This window comes from Pseudomonas sp. GW823-FHT02F05 (genome assembly GCF_058797315.1).
Genome location: NZ_JBXAJM010000004.1, coordinates 87915 through 113807, shown reverse-complemented (window position 1 = coordinate 113807; position 25893 = coordinate 87915). Strand labels below are relative to the sequence as shown.

The window sequence follows — 25893 nt, the reverse complement described above, 5'->3', positions numbered from 1 at the left end:
AAGGCGTTGAGTTTGGCACACACCTGCGTTGCACGAAAGACTCCCGGGCCAGACAGCGGGTGTGCATGGGCGCAGTCTTCGCTATAATCCGCGACCTGCCCACGCCGCAGGCTCGGCGAACGCTGTTTTTAATAGCGATTTCCCCCAGCCTGGGCCGCCATTACCTCGGTCTACCTGCATTTCGATGAATAGGGCCTGAAAGGATCGCGCATGTTTGAAAACTTGACTGACCGTCTCTCGCAGACGCTGCGCCACGTTACCGGCAAGGCCAAGCTGACCGAGGACAATATTAAAGACACCCTGCGTGAAGTGCGCATGGCGTTGCTGGAAGCCGACGTGGCTTTGCCGGTGGTGAAGGACTTCGTCAACTCGGTCAAGGAGCGTGCGGTCGGCACCGAAGTGTCCCGCAGCCTGACCCCGGGCCAGGCCTTTGTGAAGATCGTCCAGGCCGAACTCGAAAGCCTGATGGGCGCGGCCAACGAAGACCTGAACCTCAGTGCCGTGCCGCCAGCCGTCGTGCTGATGGCGGGCCTGCAAGGTGCGGGTAAAACCACCACCGCCGGCAAACTGGCGCGCTTCCTCAAAGAGCGCAAGAAGAAATCCGTGATGGTGGTATCGGCCGACGTGTACCGTCCGGCGGCCATCAAGCAGTTGGAAATGCTCGCGGGCGAAGTGGGCGTGACCTTCTTCCCGTCCGACCTGAGCCAGAAGCCGGTCGACATCGCCAACGCGGCTATTAAAGAAGCCAAGCTCAAGTTCATCGACGTGGTTATCGTCGATACCGCCGGTCGCCTGCACATCGACGAAGAGATGATGGGCGAGATCAAGGCGCTGCATGCCGCGATCAACCCGGTCGAGACCCTGTTCGTGGTCGACGCCATGACCGGCCAGGATGCGGCCAACACCGCCAAGGCTTTTGGTGACGCACTGCCGCTGACCGGCGTGATCCTCACCAAGGTCGACGGCGACGCCCGTGGCGGTGCCGCGCTGTCGGTACGTGCCATTACTGGCAAGCCGATCAAGTTCATCGGCATGGGCGAGAAGAGCGAAGCGCTCGAGCCGTTCCACCCTGAGCGTATCGCCTCGCGCATCCTTGGCATGGGTGACGTGCTCAGCCTGATCGAGCAGGCCGAAGCCACGCTGGACAAGGACAAGGCCGACAAACTGGCCAAGAAGCTGAAGAAGGGCAAGGGCTTCGATCTCGAAGACTTCCGCGACCAGCTGCAACAGATGAAGAACATGGGCGGCCTCGGCGGTCTGATGGACAAGCTGCCCAACATCGGCGGTGTGAACCTGGCGCAAATGGGCAACGCCCAGGGCGCGGCAGAGAAACAGTTCAAGCAGATGGAAGCCATCATCAACTCTATGACCCCGGCCGAGCGCCGCGACCCTGAGCTGATCAGCGGTTCGCGCAAGCGCCGGATCGCCATGGGTTCCGGTACCCAGGTGCAGGACATCGGTCGCTTGATCAAGCAGCACAAGCAGATGCAGAAGATGATGAAGAAATTCTCCGCCAAGGGCGGTATGGCCAAGATGATGCGCGGCATGGGCGGTATGTTGCCCGGCGGCGGCATGCCTAAAATGTAAAGTATTCGAGTGGGAGCCCAGCTCCCGCTCCGACCCACAAGGATGTGGGATCTCCAGCAAACCCGCCGTTGGCGGGCGCTGACTCGCCGTTTTAACCGACGGCTCTATAGCAGATCTGAATGGCACGCTGATAGGCGCCAGAAAAAGACATTTGCAAAAGTCCGGATATTCCTTAGAATATGCGGCCTTTCGGGCACCTATGCCCGCTGTGCATTTAGATTTGCAGCACCGACTACAGGAACGATGTTCACATGCTAACAATCCGTCTTGCCCTTGGCGGCTCCAAAAAGCGCCCGTTTTACCACTTGACCGTAACCGACAGCCGCAACCCGCGTGACGGTTCGCACAAGGAACAGGTTGGTTTCTTCAACCCTGTTGCTCGTGGTCAAGAAGTTCGTCTGTCCGTGAACCAAGAGCGCGTAGCCTACTGGCTGAGCGTTGGCGCACAGCCATCCGAGCGCGTTGCAAAACTGTTGAAGGACTCGGCTAAGGCCGCAGCCTGAGCAATATGAACGCGACGCCAGCTGTTGCTGATGATTTGATCGTTATCGGCAAGATTTACTCTGTTCATGGCGTTCGCGGCGAAGTGAAGGTGTATTCCTTTACGGATCCGACTGAAAACCTGTTGCAGTACAAAACCTGGACGCTCAAGCGCGAGGGTAGTGTGAAGCAGGTTGAGCTGGTCAGTGGACGCGGGAGCGACAAGTTCCTGGTCGCAAAGCTCAAGGGTCTTGATGATCGTGAAGAAGCTCGTCTTCTGGCCGGTTATGAGATCTGCGTGCCGCGCAACCTGTTCCCTGAATTGACCGACGGCGAGTACTACTGGTACCAGCTGGAAGGTCTGAAGGTTATTGATCAACTCGGGCAATTGCTGGGGAAAATCGATCATCTTCTGGAAACCGGCGCCAATGATGTAATGGTGGTCAAGCCTTGCGCTGGCAGCCTGGATGACCGTGAACGCCTGTTGCCCTATACCGAGCAATGCGTGTTGGCCGTCGACCTGGCCGCGGGCGAGATGAAGGTGGAATGGGACGCGGACTTCTAAGCGTGGCTAATTTGCGCATTGAAGTGATCAGTTTGTTTCCCGAGATGTTTTCCGCCATCAGCGAGTACGGCATCACCAGTCGGGCGGTGAAACAGGGGCTGTTGCAGCTCACCTGTTGGAACCCGCGAGACTACACGACGGATCGACATCACACTGTGGACGATCGCCCATTTGGCGGTGGCCCGGGCATGGTGATGAAGATCAAACCCCTGGAAGATGCGTTGGTTCAGGCCAAGGCAGCCGCCGGGGAGAAGGCGAAGGTAATTTACCTGTCCCCTCAAGGCCGTCAGCTGAAACAGGCGGCGGTACGCGAACTGGCGAATGAGGAAAGTTTGATCCTGATTGCCGGTCGCTATGAAGGCATTGACGAGCGTTTTATTGAAGCTCATGTCGATGAAGAGTGGTCGATTGGGGACTATGTCCTGTCTGGCGGCGAGCTGCCGGCGATGGTCCTGATAGATGCGGTTACACGACTGCTGCCCGGAGCTTTAGGGCATGCGGACTCCGCGGAGGAAGATTCCTTCACGGATGGTTTGCTGGATTGCCCGCACTACACCCGTCCGGAGGTGTATGTGGATCAGCGTGTTCCCGACGTATTGCTAAGTGGCAATCACGCACACATCCGGCGTTGGCGTTTACAGCAGTCCCTTGGTCGGACCTATGAACGACGCGCCGATCTTCTGGAAAGCCGCTCGCTTTCTGGAGAAGAGAAGAAGCTGCTCGAGGAATACATCCTCGCGCGGGACGATAGTTAACAACGTATCGATGGTAGGTCCATTGACTTACCTTAGGAGCACAGCATGACTAACAAAATCATCCTTGCACTCGAAGCAGAGCAGATGACCAAAGAGATCCCTACCTTTGCCCCGGGCGACACCATTGTCGTTCAGGTGAAAGTGAAGGAAGGCGACCGTTCGCGTCTGCAAGCGTTCGAAGGCGTGGTAATCGCCAAGCGTAACCGTGGTGTGAACAGTGCTTTCACTGTTCGTAAAATCTCCAACGGTGTTGGCGTAGAGCGTACTTTCCAGACCTACAGCCCGCAAATCGACAGCATGGCCGTCAAGCGTCGCGGTGACGTACGTAAAGCCAAGCTGTACTACCTGCGTGACCTGTCCGGTAAAGCAGCTCGCATCAAGGAAAAACTGGCTTAAGTCCAGCTCCCCGATGCAGAAAAAAGCAGCCTACGGGCTGCTTTTTTGTGCCTGAAATTTGCCTATCTGTTGGTATTGACCCATGACCACCCGCCTCGAAGAAATCCAGCGTCGCACCGACCTGTCCGTTACCCACGTGACCAAGGCCGTGTTCCCGCCCACCACCAACCACCACAACACCCTGTTCGGCGGCACCGCCCTGGCATGGATGGACGAAGTGTCGTTCATCACCGCCACGCGTTTCTGTCGCTTGCCTTTGGTGACGGTCTCCACCGACCGTATCGACTTCAATCACGCGATCCCGGCCGGCTCTATCGTTGAGCTGATCGGTCGGGTGATCAAAGTCGGCAACACCAGCCTCAAGGTCGAGGTGGAGGTGTTCGTTGAGAGCATGAGCGCTGATGGCCGTGAAAAGGCGATCCAGGGCGTGTTCAGTTTCGTCGCGATTGACGCAGATAAACGCCCTGTCCCGGTACTGCCTGGCTTTGTTGACTGATTACTCGGCGGTGCTGGCCTGCGGTTGAATCACTGCCAGCAAGGTCCAGCCCGCTACAGGCTTCAAGTTACTCTCGGGCGAGACCACATGCACCCAGCCGCTGGTGTCCCGGGCAAACAGCAAGGTGGCGCGCTCCCCGTGCAACGCCTGGTACTGCTCCCAGCCAAAGCCGTCGGTGAGGCTAGTGCTGTACAACTCGGCGCCTTGGCCCAGTAGGCTGGCCAATTTGGTGTAGCTCAAGGGTTGGCTGCCCAGCAAGTGGCCACGGTGTTCATGGCTGGCCTTGTGCTTGTCGGTGCGACGGTTTTCCTGGCTGCTGGCCAGGGCGAACAGGCGATGGCCGAAGTCATGGCGAAAACGCATGGTGGCCAAGGCATTCAGTTCGCCAGAAGGCGAGAGCGCAAGCAGATGCCCCAGGCCGACCAGGTCCAGATGGGACTCGGCATGCTGGGAGGCCGGGTTACCGAAGTAGGTGGGCAAGCCTTCCATACGACTGGCGCGGATGTTTTCCCAGCTTGAGTCGGTCAGCAGTACGCGGCTGCCCAACTGCTGCAACGCCTTGCCGAGCGCCCGCGCCGGGCCGTTCGCACCCACGATCAGGAAGCCGCTGGGCGCCGGCTCGGCGACTTTCAGCAGGCGGGCCAAGGGGCGTGCCGTGGCGCTTTGCAGCACCACGGTGCCGATGATCACCGCGAAGGTCAGCGGCACCAGCAACAACGCACCTTCGTGGCCGGCCTCATCCAGGCGGATCGCAAAGATCGCTGACACCGCCGCCGCCACGATTCCCCTTGGGGCGATCCAGGCCAGCAGCGCGCGCTCGCGCCAGTTCAGCCCGGAGCCAAAGGTCGAAAGCGCCACGTTCAGCGGGCGTGCAATGAATTGGATGATCAACAGCAGGATCAACACGAACGGGCCCAGGGCGATCATGGCGTTCAGGTCCAGGCGTGCCGCCAGCAGGATGAACAGCCCGGAAATCAGCAACACACTGAGGTTTTCCTTGAAGTGCAGGATGTGCCGTACATCCACGCCTTTCATGTTCGCCATCCACATACCCATCAGCGTGACCGCCAGCAGGCCGGACTCATGCATCACCTGGTTGGAGGCGATGAAGATGCCCAGCACGCCCGCCAGTGTCGCCAGGTTATGCAGGTATTCCGGTAGCCACTGGCGGCGCATGATCTGCCCCAGTACCCAGCCACCGGCGATGCCGAACAGGCTGCCGCAGAGGATGACGCCGCCGAAGGTCAGCAGGCTGTGGCTCAAACCATCGCCCGACGCACTGGCGATGATGAAGCTATACACCACTACCGCCAGCAGTGCGCCAATCGGGTCGATGACGATGCCTTCCCAGCGCAGGATATTGGCGATGGAGGCTTTGGGGCGCACCACACGCAACATGGGCACGATCACCGTCGGGCCGGTGACCAGTGTCAGGGTGCCGAACAGCAGCGCCAGCATCCAGTCGAAGCCCAGCAGCCAGTGGGTGGCCAGGGTGATCACCGCCCAGGTCGAGAGTGCGCCGACGGTGACCAGCCGGTGGACAACGCTGCCGATTTCCTTCCATTCCGACAGGTGCAGGGTCAGGCTGCCTTCAAACAGGATCAGCGCCACTGCCAACGACACCAACGGCATCAACAGAGGGCCGAACATTTCTTGCGGGTCGAGCCATCCGAGTATCGGCCCTGCCAGAATCCCGCTCAGCAGAAGAAACAGAATCGCCGGCAGTTTCAGGCGCCAGGCCAGCCACTGGCAGCCGAGTGCGGCCACGCCAATGCCGCCAAAAGCCAACAAAATCTGTTGTTCGTTCATTAAAGCTTCCTGTTCCTTGAAATAGCGGGCTATGAAAGACTAATGGCTCTTGTCACAGTTCCTTAAATAATACGCGTATTGCCTTGTGCTAAGTCGCTTGAGTGCCCATGCCTGCCATTGACCATCCCCTGATCGACCGCTTCCTCGACGCCCTCTGGTTGGAAAAAGGCCTGTCGGACAACACACGCCAGGCCTACCGCAGCGACCTGGCGCTGTTCAACGGCTGGCTGCAGGAGAAAAACCTCGAACTGATCAATGCCGGGCGCGAGTTGATCCTCGATCACCTGGCCTGGCGCCTGGAGCAGAACTACAAACCGCGCTCCACTGCGCGATTCCTCTCCGGCGTGCGTGGCTTTTATCGCTACCTGCTGCGGGAAAAACTCATTGCCGTCGACCCGACCCTGCAAATCGACATGCCGCAGCTCGGCAGGCCGTTACCCAAGTCCTTGTCGGAAGCCGACGTCGATGCCTTGCTCGCGGCCCCGGACCTGAGCGAGGCCATCGGCCAGCGCGACCGTGCCATGCTGGAGGTGCTGTATGCCTGCGGCCTGCGCGTCACCGAATTGATCAGCCTGACCCTGGAGCAGGTCAACCTGCGCCAGGGCGTGTTGCGCGTGATGGGCAAGGGCAGCAAGGAGCGGCTGGTGCCGATGGGCGAGGAGGCGATTGTGTGGGTCGAGCGCTACATGCGCGATGCGCGCCACGAACTGCTGGGTGGGCGCCCCAGCGACGTGCTGTTCCCCAGCCAGCGCGGCGAGCAGATGACCCGCCAGACCTTCTGGCACCGCATCAAGCACCAGGCCAAAGTGGCCGGGATCGGCAAGGCGCTGTCGCCCCACACCTTGCGCCATGCGTTCGCCACCCATTTGCTCAACCACGGTGCGGATTTGCGCGTGGTGCAAATGCTGCTTGGGCACAGCGACTTATCCACAACCCAGATCTACACCCATGTGGCACGCGCACGTTTGCAGGACATGCACGCCAAGCACCACCCGCGCGGATAAAACCGTCAGAAATGGCCCATTTTAGCTGTCGCGGTCTGCCCTCCCGCCCAACTGTGGTAGGCTTTGCCGGTTCGCAAAGGGGACGGCACCCGTTGTGTTCCAGATCAGTATTCTGCTCCCGTCCCTGCCTCTGCCTTCAGGAGTTCCCATGCGCTTGACCCAGATTATTGCCGCCGCAGCCATTGCGTTGGTTTCCACCTTTGCGGTCGCCGATGATGCGGCCGAGCAAACCATTCGCAAGAGCCTGGCCAACCTGGCGCTCGACACCCCGATCGAAAGCATCAGCGCCAGCCCCATGGCCGGCCTGTATGAAGTCAAGCTCAAGGGCAGCCGTGTGCTGTACGCCAGCGCCGATGGCCAGTACATCGTGCAGGGCTACCTGTTCCAGCTCAAGGATGGCAAGCCGGTCAACCTGACCGAGAAGGCCGAGCGCCTGGGCGTGTCGAAGCTGATCAACGGCATCCCGGTGGCTGAAACCGTGGTTTACCCCGCCATTGGCGAAACCAAGACCCATATCACCGTGTTCACCGACACCACTTGCCCGTACTGCCACAAGCTGCACGCTGAAATCCCGGCACTGAACAAGCTGGGCGTGGAAGTGCGCTACGTCGCCTTCCCGCGCCAGGGCCTGGGTTCGCCGGGTGACGAGCAGTTGCAGGCGGTGTGGTGCTCGGCCGACAAGAAAGCGGCCATGGACAAGATGGTCGACGGCAAGGAAATCAAATCGGCCAAATGCGCCAACCCGGTTTCCAAGCAGTTCGCCCTGGGCCAGTCCATTGGTGTGAACGGTACACCGGCCATCGTTTTGGCCGACGGCCAGGTGATTCCGGGCTACCAGCCGGCGCCGCAAGTTGCCAAACTGGCACTGGGTGCCAAGTAAGCATTTATCGTTGAGCCTTTGACGATCATGGCCCGCCGAACCGTCGGCGAGTCATTAATTGAGAGCCGCAGTTGTGCGGCTGTTTTCACGGCCGACCTAGCGTCGGCCGTTTCATGGGGAGTTCTTCAGTGAAACCGGTCAAAGTAGGCATCTGTGGGTTAGGGACCGTCGGTGGCGGTACCTTCAACGTACTTCAGCGTAACGCTGAAGAAATTTCCCGCCGCGCAGGTCGCGGGATTGAAGTGGCGCAGATTGCCACGCGTTCGCCAAAGCCTCAGTTCGAAACGACCGGTATTGCGATTACCAACGATGTGTTCGCCGTGGCCACCAACCCTGAGATCGATATCGTTATCGAGCTGGTAGGCGGCTACACCGTGGCCCGCGAGCTGGTGCTCAAGGCCATCGAGAACGGCAAGCACGTGGTCACCGCCAACAAGGCGCTGATCGCCGTGCACGGCAACGAGATCTTCGCCAAGGCTCGCGAGAAGGGCGTGATCGTGGCGTTTGAAGCCGCGGTGGCCGGTGGTATCCCGGTGATCAAGGCGATCCGTGAAGGCCTGTCCGCCAACCGCATCAACTGGGTAGCCGGCATCATCAACGGCACCGGTAACTTCATCCTCACCGAAATGCGCGAGAAGGGCCGTACCTTCGAAGACGTGCTGGCCGAAGCCCAGGCCCTGGGTTACGCCGAAGCCGACCCGACCTTCGACGTGGAAGGTATCGACGCCGCCCACAAGCTGACCATCCTGGCCTCCATCGCCTTTGGTATCCCGCTGCAGTTCGACAAGGCCTACACCGAAGGCATCACCAAGCTGACCACCGCCGACGTCAACTATGCCGAAGCCCTGGGCTACCGTATCAAGCACCTGGGCGTGGCGCGCAGCACCCCGGCGGGCATCGAGTTGCGGGTTCACCCGACGCTGATCCCGGCCGACCGCCTGATCGCCAACGTCAATGGTGTGATGAACGCGGTGATGGTCAACGGCGACGCCGCCGGTTCTACCTTGTTCTACGGCGCCGGTGCCGGCATGGAGCCGACCGCGTCGTCGGTGATCGCCGACTTGGTGGACGTGGTTCGCGCCATGACCAGCGACCCGGAAAATCGCGTGCCGCACCTGGCCTTTCAGCCGGACTCGCTGTCGGCCCACCCGATCCTGCCGATCGAAGCCTGCGAAAGTGCCTACTACCTGCGCATCCAGGCCCAGGACCATCCAGGCGTGTTGGCCCAGGTAGCCAGCATCCTGTCGGAGCGCGGTATCAACATCGAGTCGATCATGCAGAAGGAAGTCGAGGAGCAAAACGGCCAGGTGCCGATGATCCTGCTGACCCACCGCGTGCTCGAACAGCACATCAACGATGCCATCCATGCCCTCGAAGCCCTGCAAGGCGTGGTCGGCCCGGTGGTGCGCATTCGCGTCGAGCACTTGAACTAACCGATTTGTTCCAGGGGCCCCGTCCATTCGGCGGCCCCTGTTCGAGAATGTTTTAGAGGAGCCAGTCATGCGTTACATCAGCACCCGCGGCCAGGCACCGGCCCTGAATTTCGAAGACGTTCTGCTGGCAGGCCTTGCCACCGACGGCGGCCTGTATGTGCCGGAAAACCTGCCACGCTTCACCCAGGAAGAAATCGCCTCCTGGGCCGGCCTGCCGTATCACGAGCTGGCTTTCCGAGTGATGCGCCCGTTCGTGACCGGCAGCATTCCGGATGCGGACTTCAAGAAGATTCTGGAAGAAACCTATGGCGTGTTTTCCCACAACGCCATCGCGCCCCTGCGCCAACTGAACGGCAATGAGTGGGTACTGGAGCTGTTCCACGGCCCGACCCTGGCGTTCAAGGACTTCGCCCTGCAACTGCTCGGTCGCCTGCTCGACTACGTGCTGGAAAAACGTGGCGAGCGCGTGGTGATCATCGGTGCTACCTCCGGCGATACCGGCTCGGCGGCCATCGAAGGGTGCAAGCACTGCGAAAACGTCGACATCTTCATCCTGCACCCGCACAAGCGCGTGTCGGAAGTGCAACGTCGGCAGATGACCACCATCTTCGGTGAGAACATCCACAACATCGCCATCGAAGGCAACTTCGATGACTGCCAGGAAATGGTCAAGAACAGCTTCGCTGACCAGAGCTTCCTCAAGGGCACACGCCTGGTGGCGGTGAACTCGATCAACTGGGCGCGGATCATGGCCCAGATCGTCTACTACTTCCACGCTTCGCTGCAGTTGGGCGGCCCGGCGCGTTCGGTGTCGTTCTCGGTGCCGACCGGCAACTTCGGCGACATTTTTGCCGGTTACCTGGCGCGCAACATGGGCCTGCCGATCAACCAGTTGATCGTCGCCACCAACCGCAACGACATCCTGCATCGCTTCATGAGCGGCAACCAGTATGTGAAGGAAACCCTGCACGCCACGCTGTCGCCGTCCATGGACATCATGGTGTCGTCGAACTTCGAGCGCCTGCTGTTCGACATGCACGGTCGTAACGGCGCAGCCCTGGCCGAGTTGATGAACAGCTTCAAGCAAGGTGGCGGTTTCAGCGTCGAGCAAGAGCGCTGGACCGAAACCCGCAAGCTGTTCGATTCCCTGGCCGTGGACGATGCGCAGACCTGCGAAACCATCGCGCAGGTCTATGCCGAGACCGGCGAAGTGCTCGACCCGCACACGGCTATCGGCGTGAAAGCCGCCCGCGAATGCCGCCGCAGCCTGGATATTCCAATGGTGATCCTCGGTACCGCACACCCGGTCAAGTTCCCGGAAGCGGTCGAGAAAGCCGGCATTGGCAAGGCGCTGGATCTGCCGGAACATTTGACCGACCTGTTCGAGCGCGAAGAGCGCTGCACCGTGTTGGCCAATGACCTGAAGGCGGTGCAGGCGTTCGTCAGCCAGCATGGCAATCGGGGCAAGCCGCTCTAATCAAGAATGGGGTAGCGGGTTTGTGTGGGAGCTGGCTTGCCTGCGATGCAGGCGCCTCGGTACGACTGAATACCGAGGCGTCTGCATCGCGGGCAAGCCCGGCTCCCACATTCAGCTAACTCACCCGCTGACCATGAGGCGGATATCAGGCTGCTACAGGTATGCATTCAGCTTTTTTGCAGTCGGCCAAGCCCGTCCTCGTGACGGGCTTTTTCATTCTGGCGAGCCATACTTGCCCAGTCGCCCAATCAAGGAAACCCAACCGGTGCAGGTTTTGATCCAATGGACGTTGAAGCTGGTGTGCCTGTTGTGGCTCATCCAGGTGCCCATGAGCCTGGCCGCCGTCAGCCTGCCGTTCAAACTGGTGCCGGCGTTTATCCCGCTTGAACCTATGCCGCTGGCGCCGACGGAGCAGCAGTGGTTGGCGGCGCATCGGACACTCAAAGTGGGCATCTCGATAGATGACTACCAGCCGATCGATATCACCCGTGACCGCAATCGCTACCAGGGCGTCAGCGCCGATTATTTGAGCCTGGTTGGCGCACGGCTGGGTGTGCCCATGCAAGTGCTGGGCTTTTCCGAGCGCGCCCAGGCGGTCGAAGCGCTGCGCAACGGCACCATCGACATACTCACCAGTGCCAATGGTTACGAGCGTGACGTACCCGGCCTGCAATTCACCCCGGACTACATGCCCGACCGCTCGGTGGTGGTGCTGCGTCGCGACGATACCCAAGGCGACGATCTGGCCGGCAAGAAGCTGGTGTTGCTCGACGGCTACGCCAACGTGCAGAAGGTTCACGCGGCGTATCCCGACAGCCACATCATGCTCGCCCCTAACCTCTACAGCGGCCTCGAAGCCTTGAAGCAAGGTGACGTCGATGCGTTTATCGGCAACGAAGTGATTGTGCGCGCCTATAAATCGCTGCGGCCTTACCTGGGGTTGCAGATCAAGGAGCAGAGCCGGCTGGCGCCCATCGGTTTTGCCTTCGCCACCCGCCAGGCAGATCCGTTGTTGGGGGCCATGATGAATCGCGCGCTGGCAAGCCTCGACGAGTCGGTGCAGCGCGAAATTCTCGCGCGCTGGACCACCGGGCTCGGCGTCGGTATCAGTGGTGAGCGCATTGCGTTGTCGGCGTCGCAACAGGCCTGGGTGCGCGAGCATCCCCATGTCGTGGTGGTGGCCCAGCAGATGTCTCCGTACATATTCAAGGATAAGGATGGCCACTGGGTTGGCTTGAATGTGGATTTGTTGCATCGCATCACGCGCATGACCGGTTTGCAATTTATCTTTGAAGAGGTGCACTCCACCGCGCAAACCCTGGAATGGCTGGAAACAGGCAGGGCGCAGATGAACACGACCCTGGCCGTTAACCGCGAGCGCAGCACAGTGCTCAACTTCAGCCATGGGTATGGTGGGTCCGGCTGGGTGTTTGTCGAGCGTGCCGATGCCGCGCCGCTCACCGGCTTGAAGCAGTTGGACGGCAAGGTGCTGGCGCTGCCGGCACGTCATGTATTGGAAAATGATATTCGCCATGCGCATCCGAACATCACGTTGCGCCTGGTGGACAATTACAACCAGGCCCGTGAGCTGGTACGACGGGGCGAGGCGGCCGCTACCATTCAAACTGAAGTGGAAGTGCAGAGTTACCCGGAAGATGGCCTGCGTATCGGCCGCAGTGTCGATGGCAAGTGGTCGTCCAACTGCCTGTCGGTGCGCAAGGACCAGCCTGAGCTGCTGAGCATTCTGAACAAGGCCCTGGAGGCGCTGCCGGTGGCTGAGTTGAGTGCCTTGCGCTTGCGTTGGATCGGTGCCGTGGCGATTCCGCTGCCGGCCTGGCAACGGGTACCGCCATGGGCCTATTGGACGGTGGCCACGGCGCTGCTGTTTGTGTTGGTGTCGCTGGTGTGGAACAGCCGGCTCAAGCGCCAGATTCACCAACGGCTGGAGGCCGAGCAACGGCTCAATGACCAGTTGGCGTTCAAGCGCGCACTGCTCGACGGCATGCCCAACCCGCTGTTCGTCCGCGACCTGGACGGGCGCCTGGTGACCTGCAATAAAAGTTATGAACAGCAATTGGCGACCCGGCTGGAGCTGATCCAGGGCCTGACGCTGATGGAGAGCAAGGTCGTGCCCGACGCCACAGCGGCGCGGCTGCACGAAGGCCACATGGAGCAATTGGCCACGCAGCAGCCGTTGTTTGTCGACCGGCAATTGGAGCTCAACGGCGGCAGTTATCACGTCTACCAGTGGACCGTGCCTTTTTTTGATGCCCAGGGCCGTCTGCAGGGATTGTTGGGCGGTTGGATCGATATCAACGAACGCAAAGACCTGGAGCGCCAGTTGATGGACGCTCGCCAGGCCGCCGACGAAGCGAACTACGCCAAAAGTGCATTTCTCTCGGCCTTGAGCCACGAGATTCGCACCCCCATGACTGCCATCATTGGCTTGCTCGAACTGGAGCAAGAGCGTTGTCTGGCAAGCGGCCAGCCGGTTTCCGAGGCGCTGCAGGTGGCCCATCGTTCGGCGCGCGAGCTGATTGCGCTGATGGGCGACAGCCTGGACTTGGCCAAGATCGAAGCCGGCCACCTGCAACTGGCGCCACAGACCACTGAGTTGAAGCGCTTTTTCGAGGGTATCCAGAGCCTGTTCGAAGCCACGGCGCAAAAGAAGGGCCTGCATCTGACCCTGGCGTTTGATCCGGCTGCTCAGGGTTATTACTGGTTCGACCCGCTGCGGTTACGCCAGGTGATGCACAACCTGTTGGGCAATGCGCTCAAATTTACCGAGCGGGGCGGGGTTCACCTCAGCGTGACCTGCCAACGGGATGAGACCGATAGCGAATACCTGCACCTGTGCGTCAAGGACAGCGGCCCAGGCATCAGCGCCGAGCAACAGCCGCGGGTGTTCAAACCGTTTACCCAAGTGAGCGCCCTGACCGCTGCGCAACACGGCGGCACCGGTCTGGGCCTGAGTATCTGCAAGCAACTGGTGGAATTGATGGGCGGGAGCATTCACCTCGACAGCGTGGTGGGTGAGGGGACGGCGGTGTGCATTGACCTGCGCCTGGACCGGGTCAGCACCGATGATGTGCCGGCAACGCCCACCGCGACGTTGTCACCGACGGGGCGTAGCCTGTCGGTACTGGTGGTGGATGATTTGGCGGCCAACCGCCTGGTGCTGGCGCAGCAGTTGCAGTTCCTCGGTCACCAGGTTGTCGCTCTGGAGTCGGCCGAGGCCGCGTTGCAACGTTGGCGTGAGCAGCGTTTTGACGTGCTGGTCACCGATTGCCAGATGCCCGGCATGTCCGGTTATGCCTTGAGTGCGGCGATACGGCGCCTCGAAGCCGAGGAGCAACGGCCTCGTAGCGCGCTGGTGGGTTGCACCGCGAACGCCATGAAAGATGAACAACGCCGCTGCGAGGACGCCGGTATGGATGAGCTGCTGGTCAAGCCGGTGACCCTGGAACACTGGACCCAAGTGCTGGCCCGCGTGGCGCCCCAGCGTTCGTTCGATATCCAGGCCCTGCGCACCATGACCCAGGCCGATGGCCCGGTGCTGCAAAGCATGTTGCAGGAACTGGCCAAGAGCCTGGACCACGAACACGAGGTATTGGCGGGAGCCCTGGCCGAGCGCGACGTGGCACGCTTGAATGCATCGCTGCACCGGCTCAAGGGCATTTGCTCGCTGGTGGACGCACTGCCACTGGCCAAGGCCTGTGTCGCCCTTGAGCAATGCGCCCGAGAGCAGCGCGGCGCCGAGCTTGAAGAACCCTGGTTGCGCTTGTCCGAGGTGCTCAAGGCGTTTCGTCGCGACCTGCAACCCTATCTGGATGCCTGACACCTTAATGCCGATCAGCTAAGCGAACGCAATGCTCAAGGCAACGACGATCAAATGTGGGAGCTGGCTTGCCTGCGATAGCGGTAGTGCAGTAACAGATGTAGTGACTGACACACCGCCTTCGCAGGCAAGCCCCACAGGAGATCTGCGCTTGACCGACAAGGCTTGCCCCTCCCACATTTAAGCAAGCTTTTAGGACACGTCCTATGGGGTACACCACAGCATGTGGCTACTGTGCAGCACTTTCCCTGTACCGACATCCCTACCCATGCGATCCCTGAACGTCCTGATCCTCGAAGACAACCCGTTTCAACTGATGGCTCTGCACCAGATGCTCAATGCCAACGGCGTGTTCAATGTACGGGCCGCGGAAACGGTTGAAACCGCCCGCCAGTCTCTGGACAGCAAAGGCCCGGTGGATATCGCCATCTGCGATTTGTACCTGGAGCAGGGCGATGGCCTGGAATTGATCCGCGAGTTGGCGGAACGCCGCCTGGCCCAAGTATTGATTCTGCTCAGCAACGCCGAGCCCGACGTGCTAGAAGGTGTGGCGAACATGGCCTGCCAATTGGGGCTCAAGGTCTTGGCGTGTTTGCCCAAGCCGGCTTCGGCCAAGTTGATCGGGCAACTACTGAGCGATTGCCAGGTTCATTTTCGCCCGGGGCCACCGGTGCTGTCCTGGGAGCGCGTGCGCCAACTGTTGGGCTTGAGCGAGCGAGAACAACTGCCGCCCTCGGCGGACGTCAGTCAGGCGACTATCGCAGCCTGTGGCAGGGTCTGGTACCAGCCCATCGTCAGTCAGGCCGGTGTGTTGCAAGGGGTGGAGGCGCTGGCGCGTTGGCAGTTGCCGGACGGTGAGCTGTTGCTGCCTGACGAGTTTCTGCCGGTACTGGAGTTTGCCGGCATGGAAGAGGCGTTTACCTGGCACGTGCTGGAGCAGGCGCTTGGCCTGGCGAACCAGGTGATGGGCGAAAGCGGCCAGGTGCTGCCAGTGGCCGTGAACATCCCCGGGCGCATGCTGGAGCGCGAGCACTTTCCCCAGGTGCTGCAAGGTCTGCTGCAGTTGCACGGTGTACCCGCCCATAGCCTGACGCTGGAGCTGGTGGAAACCTCGACCTTGAAAACCGACAGCGCCCATGTCACCGGCTTGCTGCGCTTGCGCATGTTGGGTTGCCAGTTGTCCATCGGCGACTTCGGCACGGGCGGCACCAGCCTGCAGCATTTGCTGGAACTGCCTTTTACCGAGCTGAAAATTCCCCCGGCGTTTGCCTGCGGGATGGCCAATGATGACCGCAAGGCCGCTGTGGTGGCGGGCGCCATGAGCATGGCAGCGCGCCTGGACGTTGCCGTGGTGGTCACCGGCGTGGAAACCGCCGCCGACTATCACGCTGTGGGCGAACTGGGCGCGGCGTGGCTGCAAGGCTGCTTTATCGCCCGGCCGATGGACGCCGCGGCGCTCAAGCAATGGATCGCGTTCCAGGCTAGGCCAGCCCGTGTTCCTGCACGTAAATAAACAGGGCTGCATCGTTGGCCAGCCCCAGCTTGCGCATGGCGCTGACTTTTTGCGCGCTGACGGTTTGCTTGCTGCGATGCAGGTGCGCGGCGATCTCGCCCACCGTCATGCCACTGGCCAACAGGCGAATCACCTCCAGTTCCCGGGGTGACAGGTGCTCCTGGGAATGCAGGCGATCAGCGCCGACTTCCCCGGCCAGGCTCAGCGCCTGGCGGATGGTCTGGGCCACATAGGTGCGTTGTTGGCGCACCTGGCGGATCGCCTGGGGCAGCTCATCGGCCAGGCTGGCCTTGCTCAGCAGGCCCATCACACCCAATGCCAGGATGGAATGAAACAACCCGGCATTGTTGAGCATGGTCACCACCACAATGGGCAGGTGCGGATAGTGCCGGCGCAGTTGCTCGATCAAGCGCAGCCCGTCGGCCTGGGGCTCGACGGGCATCATGAAGTCGGTCACCACCACATCGCAGGCACAGTGTTGCAACAACGCACTGAGGGCCTGGGGGGAATTGGCCTCGCCGACGATGCTGATGTGCGGGTCACGTTCGAGCACGGCGCGCAGGCCAATCAGGAAAATCGGGTGATCGTCGGCAATCACGATACGCAAGGGCGGTTCAGACGCAGCTCTCAAGGCAGGCTCCCGGGACAATCCAGGGATTCTAGCCTGTGCGCCGTTGTTTTTTCTCTGTCATCTTTTCCGTGCATGCTCGTTTTCCTCAAGCAGTGGATTACACAAAAGGTAGAACTTTCTGCTTTGAGCACGGGTCACTTGAATGTCAGCCTCTTCGTGACATTTTTGTTTTTCGAACCTTTTTCGAATGATTGAGTGGTGATCGAGATGGAAAGTATCAACCTATTGCTCAGCCAAGCACTGAGCCCTTATCAGGTTACGCTGACCTCTGCCGGTATGCGCGACGACTGCCTGGTAACCGTGAAGAACCCCGGTGGCGCCATCGTGGTTGAACGTGAAGTCGATCGTGCGCAATTGAGCGACAAGCGCGCGCTGGTGGATGTGGTGGATTGCCTGCTCCGCGACCTGAAAATCGCCGAAGGGCGCCTGGAACCTTCAGTCATCGCTGCCTTGCGCAACGCCTCCCAAACCCGTGGCGGCGCACTGGCATGAAACATTATTTTTCTTCGGAACCTTCCTACAAGGTGGTCAGTCAGAGTTTGTAACAGCAAGAGCAGGCATTGTGCTCCGGTGTTTGTCGCTTGCTGTGCGGGTCTTTTTGTAGACCACGTTTAACCCCGAGTTGTCTCCCCACTGCTCGGGGTTTCTTTTTGCCTGGGATTTGTCAGATCGCGCCATCCTCGCGCAGGCGAGTGATAGCCGCCGCGTCGTAGCCCAGGGCATTGAGCACCTGGCTGTTGTGTTCACCCAGTTGCGGGCCGACCCATTCGCAACTGCCCGGTGTGTCCGAGAGCTTGGGCACGATGCCGGGCATCTTGAAATCCTTGCCGCCCGGCAACTGCGCCTTGAGGAACATTTCCCGGGCCAGGAATTGCGGGTCGCCCAGCATGTCTTCGGCGCTGTAGATGCGACTGGCGGGTACCTCGGCTTTATTCAGATGTTCAATCACCAGGTCGAGCGACAGCGAATTGACCCAGCGATCAATCACGCCGTACAGCTCGTCGCGGCGAGTGTCACGCCCGTCATTGCTCGCCAGTGCAGGGTCGTTCGCCAGGTCGTCACGGCCGATCACCCGCATGAAGCGCTTGAAGATCGCATCGCCATTGGCGCCGATCTGCACATGCTTGCCGTCTGCGGTGGTGTGGATCGAGGACGGGGTGATGCCAGGCATGATGTTGCCGGTGCGCTCACGGATAAACCCGAACACATCGAACTCGGGGATCATGCTTTCCATCATGGCGAAGATGGCTTCATACAGCGCCACATCCACCACTTGGCCCAGGCCGCCGTTGACTTCGCGGTGACGCAGCGCCATCAGCGCGCCGATCACTGCCCACAACGCGGCAATCGAGTCGCCGATGGAGATACCGGTGCGCACGGGCGGGCGGTCCTCGAAGCCGGTGATATAGCGCAAGCCGCCCATGGACTCGCCCACCGCGCCAAACCCCGGCTGGTCCTTCATCGGGCCCGTCTGGCCGAAGCCCGAGAGGCGCACCATCACCAACTTGGGGTTGAGGGCGTGCAGGGTTTCCCAGCTCAGGCCGAGTTTCTCCAGCACGCCTGGGCGGAAGTTTTCGATCAGGATGTCGGCGTCGGCCAACAGTTGCTTGAGGATCGCCAGCCCCTCAGGGTGCTTGAGGTTGAGGGTCAGCGACTGCTTGTTGCGCGCCTGCACGAACCACCACAGCGAAGTGCCTTCATACAGCTTGCGCCATTTGCGCAGCGGGTCGCCGCCGTCCGGGGATTCGACCTTGATCACCTCGGCGCCGAATTCGGCGCAGATGCGCGAGGCAAACGGGCCGGCGATCAAGGTGCCCAGTTCGATGACTTTCAGGCCGGCAAGTGGTTTGGCAGTGAGCGACATGGGGATCCTTACAAGCGCGGGACGATGATGTACTGCTTTTTAACATAGGCGAGCCGCGCGGATGCAGCGCAGTATTCGTTCAATGCCCTCGCCATCGGTTAGACTGGCCGCCTTTCCTTGTCTTTAGAAGCCCGTTCATGGCCCAGCCGTCCACGACCTACAAATTCGAACTCAACCTCACCGACCTCGACCGCTCGGTGTACGAGAGCGTCAAACAGACCATCGCCCGCCACCCTTCGGAAACCGAAGAGCGCATGACCGTGCGCCTGCTGGCCTACGCCCTTTGGTACAACGAGCAATTGGCGTTCGGGCGTGGCCTGTCGGATGTAGACGAACCGGCCCTGTGGGAAAAAAGCCTGGATGATCGTGTTTTGCACTGGATCGAAGTCGGCCAGCCGGATGCCGACCGCCTCACCTGGTGCTCGCGCCGCACCGAGCGCACCAGCCTGCTGGCCTATGGCAGCCTGCGCGTGTGGGAAGGCAAGGTGGTGCCGGTGGCCAACAACCTGAAAAACGTGCATATCGCTGCCGTGCCCCAGGAAGTGCTGGAGACCCTGGCCAAGGACATGCCGCGGGTGATCAAGTGGGACGTGATGATCAGCGAAGGCACGATCTTTGTGACCGATGACCGTGGCCAGCATGAAGTGCAACTGCAATGGCTGGTCGGCGAACGCGGTTGAAAAGGTGGGAGCTGGCTTGCCTGCGATGGCATCCACTCGGCGTGCCTGATGTACCGAGTCGTATGTATCGCAGGCAAGCCAGCGCCCACATTTGATCTTGTTGCGTTCACTATCTGTGTTTAACCGATGTATTAGAAGAGAAGCTCCCGTCACCCCATGCGTATCGATCCCCGCCCATTGCCCGCCGTCCTGCCTTTTCTCGGTGAACTGCCACCGCTGTTGACCCGCCTTTACGCCGCACGCGGGGTGCAGTCGGAGGCCGAGCTGGACAAGAGCCTGGCGCGGTTGATTCCCTATCAGCAGCTCAAGGGCATCGACGCCGCTGTGGACTTGCTGGTGACGGCCTTGGAGCAGCGTCAGCGCATCCTGATCGTCGGTGACTTCGACGCCGATGGCGCCACAGCGAGCACCGTAGGCACCCTGGGCCTGCGTTTGCTCGGGGCGGCCCATGTCGACTACCTGGTGCCCAACCGCTTCGAATACGGCTACGGCCTGACCCCGGAAATCGTCGCGGTGGCGCTGCAGCGAGAGCCGCAGTTGCTGATCACCGTGGACAACGGTATCTCCAGCGTCGAAGGCGTGGCGGCGGCGAAAGCGGCAGGGTTGCAAGTGCTGGTCACCGACCATCACTTGCCCGGCGATGAACTGCCGGCCGCCGACGCCATCGTCAATCCGAACCAGCCGGGCTGCGGGTTTCCCAGCAAGGCCCTGGCCGGTGTCGGCGTGATCTTTTACGTGCTGATGGCCCTGCGCGCGCGCTTGCGCAGCCTGGGTTGGTATGACAGCAAGCCCCAGCCGAACATCGGTGAACTGCTCGACCTCGTGGCTCTGGGCAGCGTCGCTGACGTGGTGCCGCTGGACGCCAACAACCGCATCCTCGTGCATCAGGGGCTGGAGCGTATTCGGGCCGGTCGGGCGCGGCCGGGGATCAAGGCGATCCTGGAAGTGGCCAAGCGTGATCATGCGCGTATCACCTCCACCGACCTGGGTTTTATCCTCGGCCCGCGCCTGAATGCTGCCGGACGCCTGGATGATATGAGCCTGGGCATTGAATGCCTGCTTACCACAGACTTCGCCGCCGCACGAGAAATGGCCGCGCAACTGGACGGCATGAACCAGGACCGTAAGTCCATCGAGCAAGGCATGCAGCGCGAGGCCCTGGCCCAGCTCAAGGACCTGCCGGTGGAGTCGATGCCGTACGGCTTGTGCCTGTTTGATCCGGAGTGGCACCAAGGGGTGATCGGGATCCTCGCGTCACGTATGAAGGAGCGTTATTTCCGCCCGACCATCGCCTTCGCCGATGCCGGTGATGGCCTGCTCAAGGGCTCTGGACGCTCGGTGCAAGGCTTTCATATCCGCGATGCGCTGGCGGTCGTCGCCAGCCAGCATCCCAACCTGATCACCAAGTACGGCGGCCACGCTATGGCGGCGGGGCTGACCTTGCCCGAGGCCAACTTCCCGTTGTTTGCGCAAGCCTTCGATGCCGAAGTGCGCCGGCAACTGCGCGAAGAAGACCTCACCGGTCGCCTGCTTTCAGACGGCACCCTGGCGGTGGAAGAGTTTCACCTGGAACTGGCCCGCGCCCTGCGCCATGCCGGCCCGTGGGGGCAGCACTTTCCCGAGCCGTTGTTTCACGGGGTATTCCAGTTGGTGGAGCAGCGGGTGGTGGGTGAGCGGCATTTGAAAGTGGTGCTCAAGAGCGAATGCGGGTCGGTGAAGCTCGATGGCATCGCCTTTGGTGTGGACCGCGAAGTGTGGCCAAACCCGACGGTGCGTTGGGTGGAATTGGCCTACAAGCTGGATGTGAATGAATTTCGTGGCAATGAGACGGTGCAACTGATGATTGCGCACATCGAACCGCGCTAGTTTTCATCAACACCACGTACCACTGTGGGAGCGGGCTTGCCCGCGATGACGGAGTGTCAGTCAACGCTACTGTGACTGAGCCACCGCTATCGCGGGCAAGCCCGCTCCCACATTGGGTCTTGGATTAAGCTGGAATTATTCGGCTTTGGCCTGATGCTTGACGATAATATCCACCAACCGCTTGGCCAGCGCCGGGTAGTTCTCATCGAAGTGATGCCCGCCCGGCAGCTTCATGGCTTCGCCCACGGCGGTCTTGTCGGTGCAGCCACTCTCGTCGACTTCTTCGGCGCCGTAGATGCACACGACTTTCTCAGGCGGCAGCTTGGCCATTTCCGGGCCGGTGGCGGCTTCTTTGCCGGCGTTGCCCAGCCAGCCTTCCACTTCGATTTCAAAGCTGCCGGTGCGGGCGAAGGCCAGCAGGATGATCGCGTCCACCCGTTGCTGTTCGTTCTCTGGCATACGGTTGTAGATCGCCGGCAATACGTCGGCGCCGAACGAGTAACCGGTCAGCACGAAGCGCTTGGTGCCCCACTTTTGCCGGTAGTGTTGCATCAGCTCGGTGAGGTCCTTGGCACTTTGCTCTGGCGTCTTGTGCTGCCAGTAGTAGCGCAGGGTGTCGATGCCCACCACCGGGTAGCCGATCTTGGCCATCTCGCCCGCCACGTCGCGGTCCAGGTCGCGCCAGCCGCCGTCACCGGAGAGGAACAGGGTCACGGTGTCCTTGGCTTGGCCGGCGGGTACTTCCACTACCGGAATCGCCAGGCCGCCGTTGTCCGAACCGACCAGTTGCTTGCGCAGTTCGTTATTCAGCACCTGTGGGTAATGAATGTCGTAGTCGCTGATGCTGGTGGTGGCGCGCGGTGTGTCGCGTACGAAACTGGCGCTTTCATCGTCGGGGTTATCGTTCCACGCCACCAGCCAGCTGCCATGGGCGGCGGTTTTCGGCAGCGGGTCGTTGCAGCCTTCCTGTTTCAGGGCGAAGCCCACGGAGATGGCGTTGGCCTTGTCGTCGTTCTGGGTGGCCAGCCAGCGCCAGGCGAGTGCGGCGCCAGGGCCAATGCCGCTGACCAAGGTTGCCGGGCCTTTCAGCTGGGCCAGGGCGCCTTGCAGGGCTTTTTCCTGCAGTGCGCAGTCATCTTTTGGCAGCACCACCTGAACCAGTTGCGCTGAACCGCCCTGGCTCAGGGCAATCAGTTGGCTGTCGGTCAGGGTTTCGTCGGCCATCACCGCCACGGCCACGCGGGCTTTTGCGTTGCTGGCCGGGGTTACGCGGGTCATTACCGAACCGTCGGCCTGGGGCAAGTGCTCCAGGGTCGGTTGCGGAGCAGGGCGGTTCCAGTACCAGAAGCCACCCGCCGCGATCAGCGCAAGCAGCACCACTAAAGCCAATACATACCGCCAGGAGCGTCGAATCATCAGCGTTTCACCAATCCAGTCAAGCCGCCCGCGATCAGGGCGGCGGTATCGGCCAATGCCACCAGCGGATCCAGTCCTGCGGGCACGGCCATGTAACGGGGTTCCCAGTCGGGCTGGAACTTGTCTTTGAAGCGGCGCAAACCTTGGAAGTTATACAGTTGCTCGCCACGGCGGAACACCATCGAGCCCAGGCGCTGGGTCAGCGGTGCGCCACGGCGCGGTTGCAAGCCCGACAACGGCACCATGCCTAGGCTGAAGCGCGCGTAGTCGTGGCTCTTATAGTGTTGAATCAGGCCCACCATCATGAATTCCATGGTCAGCTTGGGCGCGTCCGGGTGGGCACGCATCAGGTCGAGGCTGGCCAGGTCATGATTGTAGGTTTCGAGCAGATTGGCGAAGGCCACCGGGCGCCCTTCGAAGCGAATGATCGCGATACGAAAGTGCTTGAGGTAGTCATCGCTGAAACGGCCCAGGGAGAAGCCCTTTTCCCGCACATTCTTACCTGTAAGCCAGGCATCGGAGATGACTTTTAATTCATCCATCGGCGCCTTGCCCGGTTCGCAGATTTCCAGGGACAGGCCGTCCCGGGTGCCACGGTTCCAGGTGTAGCGCAAATCCTTCATTTCTTTGCCCTTGGCTTCCAGGTCAAAGCGTTTCAGGTCGACGCGGGCTTCTTCACCCAGTTTGATCGCGGTGAGGCCGATGTCCATGTAATACGGCAGGTTCTCGGCGCGTACCTGGTAAAACACCGGACGGGCGTGGTGGATGTCGCACAGGTCGCGGAACTGCCAGATCATCTCGGCGCGGGGTTGGGTCGGGCCGATCGGGTCGTACAAAGCCACCAGGCTACGCCCGCGACGGGCATACATCAGGAAGGCTTCATCGTTGGGGTGAAACAGCAGTGCCTTGTCGCCGGTGAGCGCCAGGCCGCCGTCAGGTTGGGACGAGGCCATCAGGATCTTGCTGGCGCGCTCCAGTTCTTCCGGGGTCGGCAGGTGGATGACCGGGCGTGCCGTGCGCAGCAGCCAGGTCAGCGACACGATCACCAGCAACACGGCGGCGCCGAGCAGCGAACGCAAACCACGCGGGGCGTTGGCGTCGAGGGTGAACTGCCACCAGAGTTGGTGACTGTAGGGCACGTCCTGATAGGCAAACAGCAGCAGCCAGATCGAGGCGCCGAGCACACAGACACTGGCCACCAGGTACAGCGGCGAAAACGGCAACTCGGTCAGGCGACTGGCGCGGTAGAACGAGCGCCGGAAGATGGCCAGCAGCACTGCGGTCATGGTCATCAGGCTGGCTTCTTCCCAGTCGAAGCCTTTAAGCAGCGAGAGCAGGGCGCCAACCAGCAGCAACACCATGGTCAGCATCCAGGCGGCCGACAACCGCCGGCGCAGGCCCTGGGCGAGCAACAGGCACAACACACCGATCAGGCTGGCACCGAAGTGCGACGCGTCAATCAGACGATGGGGAATCAGGAAGCCGATGTTTTCCAGGCGTGAGTCGATCTCTGGCGTGGCGCCGGAAAACAGCAGGACCACGCCGGACAAAAAAACCAGGACGGCCAATACTGGCGCTGCCAGCCCCGATGCTACCCGCAGGCTTTGCTGGGTCTGGAACAGGCGCTGGGCCTCGTTGACCAGCAGGAATACACAAGCGATCAACAGTGGCAGCACCACGTAGATCATGCGGTACAGCAGCAAGGCAGCAGCCAGGGGCGCGGCACCGAGTTTGTCGGCAAAGGCCGCCAGCAGGATCGCTTCGAATACGCCCACGCCGCCCGGCACATGGCTGAGCACACCGGCGGCCAGGGCCAGCAGGTACACCAACAGGAACGGGCCGAAGGGCGGCGCTTCGGGCAACAGCAGATACAGCACGGTAGCGGCTGCGGCGACGTCCAGTGCGGTGATGATCAGTTGCAGGAAAGTCAGGCGTCGGCCAGGCAGGCGCAGGGTGCGGCGCCCGGCCTTGACCAGCAGGTTGTCGGGGTAGGGCTGTTCCGGCAGGCGGCGGCGATAGATGCCGATGCACAGCAGGGCCGACAACAGCAGCACGGCGCCGGCAATGCCGCCGAGCAGGCTTTGCGATAAATGCAGGTAAGTGGAGGCGGCTGGCAAGTTGCTCAACGTGGCCAGCGCGGCCAGCGGCGGCAGCGCACAGCCCAGGGCCAGGCTGGCGAACACGGTCATGTGCGCCACTTCCGAGGCGCCGATGCCATGGCGTGCATATAAACGGTAACGCACCGAACCGCCCGAGAGCATCGACAAACCAATGGCGTTGCCGATAGCAAAGGCGGTGAAGCCACCCAGGGCCAGGGTCTTGGCGGGCAATTGCACGCCGGCATAACGCGCGCCGGAGAATTCATAGCCGAGCAGGATCACAAAACCGGCGACTGCCGCCGCAAAGGCCCCCAATAGGGCAGGCTTGGGCACTTCCAAGATCGAATCGTGCAGGGCGTAGAGGTCCAGCTCTAGCAGCAGGTGCCGGCAGGCGATCAGGGCGATTGCAAACAGCAGGAGCGTCACGGCCAGGCCGATGGGCTGGCGGTACTTGCTCAACAGGTCCAGCCACCGCAAACGGGTGGGAGTGATCGGTTGTTCTGCTGTGACGGTGTCTTGTGGTTCAGACGAGTTGGCGCGCATCAATCACCTCGTGGATTGTGCGCGACAGGATGGAGGTATCCAGCCAAGTTACCAATCCCTATGGACAAAATAATTACAAATATTAACGCGGATCACCGGGCGCGGCGACTGCGGCCATTGGTCGTAGAGGGGTAGCGCTTGAGCATTGAGCATAGCGTGCAATGAGATGGACTCTGCAAACCGTCTACGGTTTCATGAAAGATGCCATGCCATTGTTTCAGAAGAACTTTTTCGCCAGATACAAAAAAGGCCACTCTTTCGAGTAGCCTTTTTTGATGTTTGGTTGCGGGAGCCGGATTTGAACCGACGACCTTCGGGTTATGAGCCCGACGAGCTACCAGACTGCTCCATCCCGCGTCTGTGGGCGGCATTCTACAGCCCAATGGCGGGGTGTCAACCGTTAATGAGCCGATCACTGAAATAAGCGCTAATTATTCTGAAATCAAGGTGTTGGGCGCATTCTGCAAGGGAAAACAAGCGCGCACAAAAAAGGCCACTCTTTCGAGTAGCCTTTTTTGATGTTTGGTTGCGGGAGCCGGATTTGAACCGACGACCTTCGGG

20 protein-coding genes and 1 tRNA gene are annotated in these 25893 nt (G+C 61.0%); 15 read left to right on the top strand and 6 right to left on the bottom strand.

The window, feature by feature from the left end; all coding sequences use genetic code 11:
* Window positions 1-210: 210 nt before the first annotated feature.
* From ffh to AC1RAC_RS07210, 6 genes are all read left to right on the top strand, one after another.
* A complete protein-coding gene (ffh, locus tag AC1RAC_RS07235; RefSeq protein ID WP_003193965.1) occupies window positions 211-1587 on the top strand; it encodes a signal recognition particle protein in 1377 nt (458 codons plus the stop codon).
* Between the two features lie 251 nt (window positions 1588-1838).
* Window positions 1839-2090 (top strand): 30S ribosomal protein S16, encoded by a 252-nt coding sequence (gene rpsP, locus AC1RAC_RS07230; RefSeq protein ID WP_003175899.1) that lies wholly within the window; start codon window positions 1839-1841, stop codon window positions 2088-2090.
* Window positions 2091-2095: 5 nt separating this feature from the next.
* Window positions 2096-2632 (top strand): ribosome maturation factor RimM, encoded by a 537-nt coding sequence (gene rimM, locus AC1RAC_RS07225; RefSeq protein ID WP_003175898.1) that lies wholly within the window; start codon window positions 2096-2098, stop codon window positions 2630-2632.
* Entirely contained in the window at window positions 2614-3387 is a 774-nt protein-coding gene (gene trmD, locus AC1RAC_RS07220) for a tRNA (guanosine(37)-N1)-methyltransferase TrmD (protein ID WP_153475158.1), read from the top strand. Before rimM ends, trmD begins: the two co-directional genes overlap by 19 nt.
* Before the next feature lie 45 nt (window positions 3388-3432).
* A complete protein-coding gene (gene rplS / locus AC1RAC_RS07215) occupies window positions 3433-3783 on the top strand; it encodes a 50S ribosomal protein L19 (RefSeq protein ID WP_003175895.1) in 351 nt (116 codons plus the stop codon).
* A gap of 82 nt (window positions 3784-3865) precedes the next feature.
* Window positions 3866-4279 (top strand): acyl-CoA thioesterase, encoded by a 414-nt coding sequence (locus AC1RAC_RS07210; protein ID WP_003193963.1) that lies wholly within the window; start codon window positions 3866-3868, stop codon window positions 4277-4279.
* On the opposite strand, the gene AC1RAC_RS07205 is transcribed toward AC1RAC_RS07210, so the two are convergent.
* The gene (locus AC1RAC_RS07205) at window positions 4280-6088 is read right to left on the bottom strand and encodes a cation:proton antiporter (RefSeq protein WP_014719784.1); all 1809 of its coding nucleotides are present in this window, start codon (window positions 6086-6088) and stop codon (window positions 4280-4282) included. It abuts the gene before it with no gap.
* Between the two features lie 107 nt (window positions 6089-6195).
* On the opposite strand from AC1RAC_RS07205, the gene xerD reads away from it, so the two are divergent.
* The 6 genes from xerD to AC1RAC_RS07175 all read left to right on the top strand — a co-directional run bounded on the left by xerD (window position 6196) and on the right by AC1RAC_RS07175 (window position 16233).
* Window positions 6196-7092 carry a site-specific tyrosine recombinase XerD gene (gene xerD, locus AC1RAC_RS07200; RefSeq protein WP_020301360.1) on the top strand — a complete coding sequence of 299 codons (897 nt, stop codon included), beginning with the start codon at window positions 6196-6198 and terminating at the stop codon, window positions 7090-7092.
* A gap of 148 nt (window positions 7093-7240) precedes the next feature.
* Window positions 7241-7972, top strand: a complete 732-nt coding sequence (locus tag AC1RAC_RS07195) for a thioredoxin fold domain-containing protein (protein WP_005791088.1) — start codon at window positions 7241-7243, stop codon at window positions 7970-7972.
* A gap of 128 nt (window positions 7973-8100) precedes the next feature.
* Entirely contained in the window at window positions 8101-9405 is a 1305-nt protein-coding gene (locus AC1RAC_RS07190; protein ID WP_003193959.1) for a homoserine dehydrogenase, read from the top strand.
* Between the two features lie 67 nt (window positions 9406-9472).
* Entirely contained in the window at window positions 9473-10882 is a 1410-nt protein-coding gene (gene thrC, locus AC1RAC_RS07185) for a threonine synthase (RefSeq protein WP_072447188.1), read from the top strand.
* A 265-nt stretch (window positions 10883-11147) separates the two neighbouring features.
* The gene (locus tag AC1RAC_RS07180) at window positions 11148-14720 is read left to right on the top strand and encodes a transporter substrate-binding domain-containing protein (protein WP_492616484.1); all 3573 of its coding nucleotides are present in this window, start codon (window positions 11148-11150) and stop codon (window positions 14718-14720) included.
* Window positions 14721-14988: 268 nt separating this feature from the next.
* Complete coding sequence (locus AC1RAC_RS07175) at window positions 14989-16233, top strand: EAL domain-containing response regulator (RefSeq protein WP_054897674.1); 1245 nt, start codon at window positions 14989-14991, stop codon at window positions 16231-16233.
* Here the strand turns inward: AC1RAC_RS07175 and AC1RAC_RS07170 are convergent.
* Complete coding sequence (locus AC1RAC_RS07170; protein WP_034128635.1) at window positions 16202-16864, bottom strand: response regulator; 663 nt, start codon at window positions 16862-16864, stop codon at window positions 16202-16204. The two genes, AC1RAC_RS07175 and AC1RAC_RS07170, sit on opposite strands and share 32 nt — an antisense overlap.
* A gap of 207 nt (window positions 16865-17071) precedes the next feature.
* On the opposite strand from AC1RAC_RS07170, the gene AC1RAC_RS07165 reads away from it, so the two are divergent.
* Window positions 17072-17356: a DUF3509 domain-containing protein gene (locus AC1RAC_RS07165; RefSeq protein ID WP_020301357.1), complete on the top strand. Its 285-nt coding sequence runs from the start codon at window positions 17072-17074 to the stop codon at window positions 17354-17356.
* A 172-nt stretch (window positions 17357-17528) separates the two neighbouring features.
* Here the strand turns inward: AC1RAC_RS07165 and AC1RAC_RS07160 are convergent, their stop codons facing one another.
* Window positions 17529-18728: a CaiB/BaiF CoA transferase family protein gene (locus AC1RAC_RS07160; RefSeq protein ID WP_492616460.1), complete on the bottom strand. Its 1200-nt coding sequence runs from the start codon at window positions 18726-18728 to the stop codon at window positions 17529-17531.
* Between the two features lie 137 nt (window positions 18729-18865).
* On the opposite strand from AC1RAC_RS07160, the gene AC1RAC_RS07155 reads away from it, so the two are divergent.
* Together AC1RAC_RS07155 and recJ are read left to right on the top strand one after the other, a co-directional pair.
* Window positions 18866-19408 (top strand): YaeQ family protein, encoded by a 543-nt coding sequence (locus tag AC1RAC_RS07155; RefSeq protein ID WP_003193952.1) that lies wholly within the window; start codon window positions 18866-18868, stop codon window positions 19406-19408.
* A gap of 156 nt (window positions 19409-19564) precedes the next feature.
* Window positions 19565-21274 carry a single-stranded-DNA-specific exonuclease RecJ gene (gene recJ / locus AC1RAC_RS07150; protein ID WP_054897673.1) on the top strand — a complete coding sequence of 570 codons (1710 nt, stop codon included), beginning with the start codon at window positions 19565-19567 and terminating at the stop codon, window positions 21272-21274.
* A gap of 135 nt (window positions 21275-21409) precedes the next feature.
* On the opposite strand, the gene AC1RAC_RS07145 is transcribed toward recJ, so the two are convergent.
* The 3 genes from AC1RAC_RS07145 to AC1RAC_RS07135 form a co-directional block, all read right to left on the bottom strand.
* Window positions 21410-22690: a virulence factor family protein gene (locus AC1RAC_RS07145; RefSeq protein ID WP_034128631.1), complete on the bottom strand. Its 1281-nt coding sequence runs from the start codon at window positions 22688-22690 to the stop codon at window positions 21410-21412.
* Complete coding sequence (mprF, locus tag AC1RAC_RS07140) at window positions 22690-25332, bottom strand: bifunctional lysylphosphatidylglycerol flippase/synthetase MprF (protein WP_014719775.1); 2643 nt, start codon at window positions 25330-25332, stop codon at window positions 22690-22692. The genes AC1RAC_RS07145 and mprF overlap by 1 nt, the downstream gene beginning before the upstream one ends.
* 280 nt (window positions 25333-25612) lie before the next feature.
* Window positions 25613-25689, bottom strand: a tRNA-Met gene (locus AC1RAC_RS07135).
* Between the last annotated feature and the right edge of the window lie 204 nt (window positions 25690-25893).

Bases quoted from the DNA above. Each gene is read 5' to 3' on its own strand.
- ffh (WP_003193965.1), top strand. From the start codon at position 211: ATGTTTGAAAACTTGACTGACCGTCTCTCGCAGACGCTGCGCCACGTT.
- rpsP (WP_003175899.1), top strand. From the start codon at position 1,839: ATGCTAACAATCCGTCTTGCCCTTGGCGGCTCCAAAAAGCGCCCGTTT.
- rimM (WP_003175898.1), top strand. From the start codon at position 2,096: ATGAACGCGACGCCAGCTGTTGCTGATGATTTGATCGTTATCGGCAAG.
- trmD (WP_153475158.1), top strand. From the start codon at position 2,614: ATGGGACGCGGACTTCTAAGCGTGGCTAATTTGCGCATTGAAGTGATC.
- rplS (WP_003175895.1), top strand. From the start codon at position 3,433: ATGACTAACAAAATCATCCTTGCACTCGAAGCAGAGCAGATGACCAAA.
- AC1RAC_RS07210 (WP_003193963.1), top strand. From the start codon at position 3,866: ATGACCACCCGCCTCGAAGAAATCCAGCGTCGCACCGACCTGTCCGTT.
- AC1RAC_RS07205 (WP_014719784.1), bottom strand. From the start codon at position 6,088: ATGAACGAACAACAGATTTTGTTGGCTTTTGGCGGCATTGGCGTGGCC.
- xerD (WP_020301360.1), top strand. From the start codon at position 6,196: ATGCCTGCCATTGACCATCCCCTGATCGACCGCTTCCTCGACGCCCTC.
- AC1RAC_RS07195 (WP_005791088.1), top strand. From the start codon at position 7,241: ATGCGCTTGACCCAGATTATTGCCGCCGCAGCCATTGCGTTGGTTTCC.
- thrC (WP_072447188.1), top strand. From the start codon at position 9,473: ATGCGTTACATCAGCACCCGCGGCCAGGCACCGGCCCTGAATTTCGAA.
- AC1RAC_RS07175 (WP_054897674.1), top strand. From the start codon at position 14,989: ATGCGATCCCTGAACGTCCTGATCCTCGAAGACAACCCGTTTCAACTG.
- AC1RAC_RS07165 (WP_020301357.1), top strand. From the start codon at position 17,072: ATGGAAAGTATCAACCTATTGCTCAGCCAAGCACTGAGCCCTTATCAG.
- AC1RAC_RS07160 (WP_492616460.1), bottom strand. From the start codon at position 18,728: ATGTCGCTCACTGCCAAACCACTTGCCGGCCTGAAAGTCATCGAACTG.
- AC1RAC_RS07155 (WP_003193952.1), top strand. From the start codon at position 18,866: ATGGCCCAGCCGTCCACGACCTACAAATTCGAACTCAACCTCACCGAC.
- recJ (WP_054897673.1), top strand. From the start codon at position 19,565: ATGCGTATCGATCCCCGCCCATTGCCCGCCGTCCTGCCTTTTCTCGGT.
- AC1RAC_RS07145 (WP_034128631.1), bottom strand. From the start codon at position 22,690: ATGATTCGACGCTCCTGGCGGTATGTATTGGCTTTAGTGGTGCTGCTT.
- mprF (WP_014719775.1), bottom strand. From the start codon at position 25,332: ATGCGCGCCAACTCGTCTGAACCACAAGACACCGTCACAGCAGAACAA.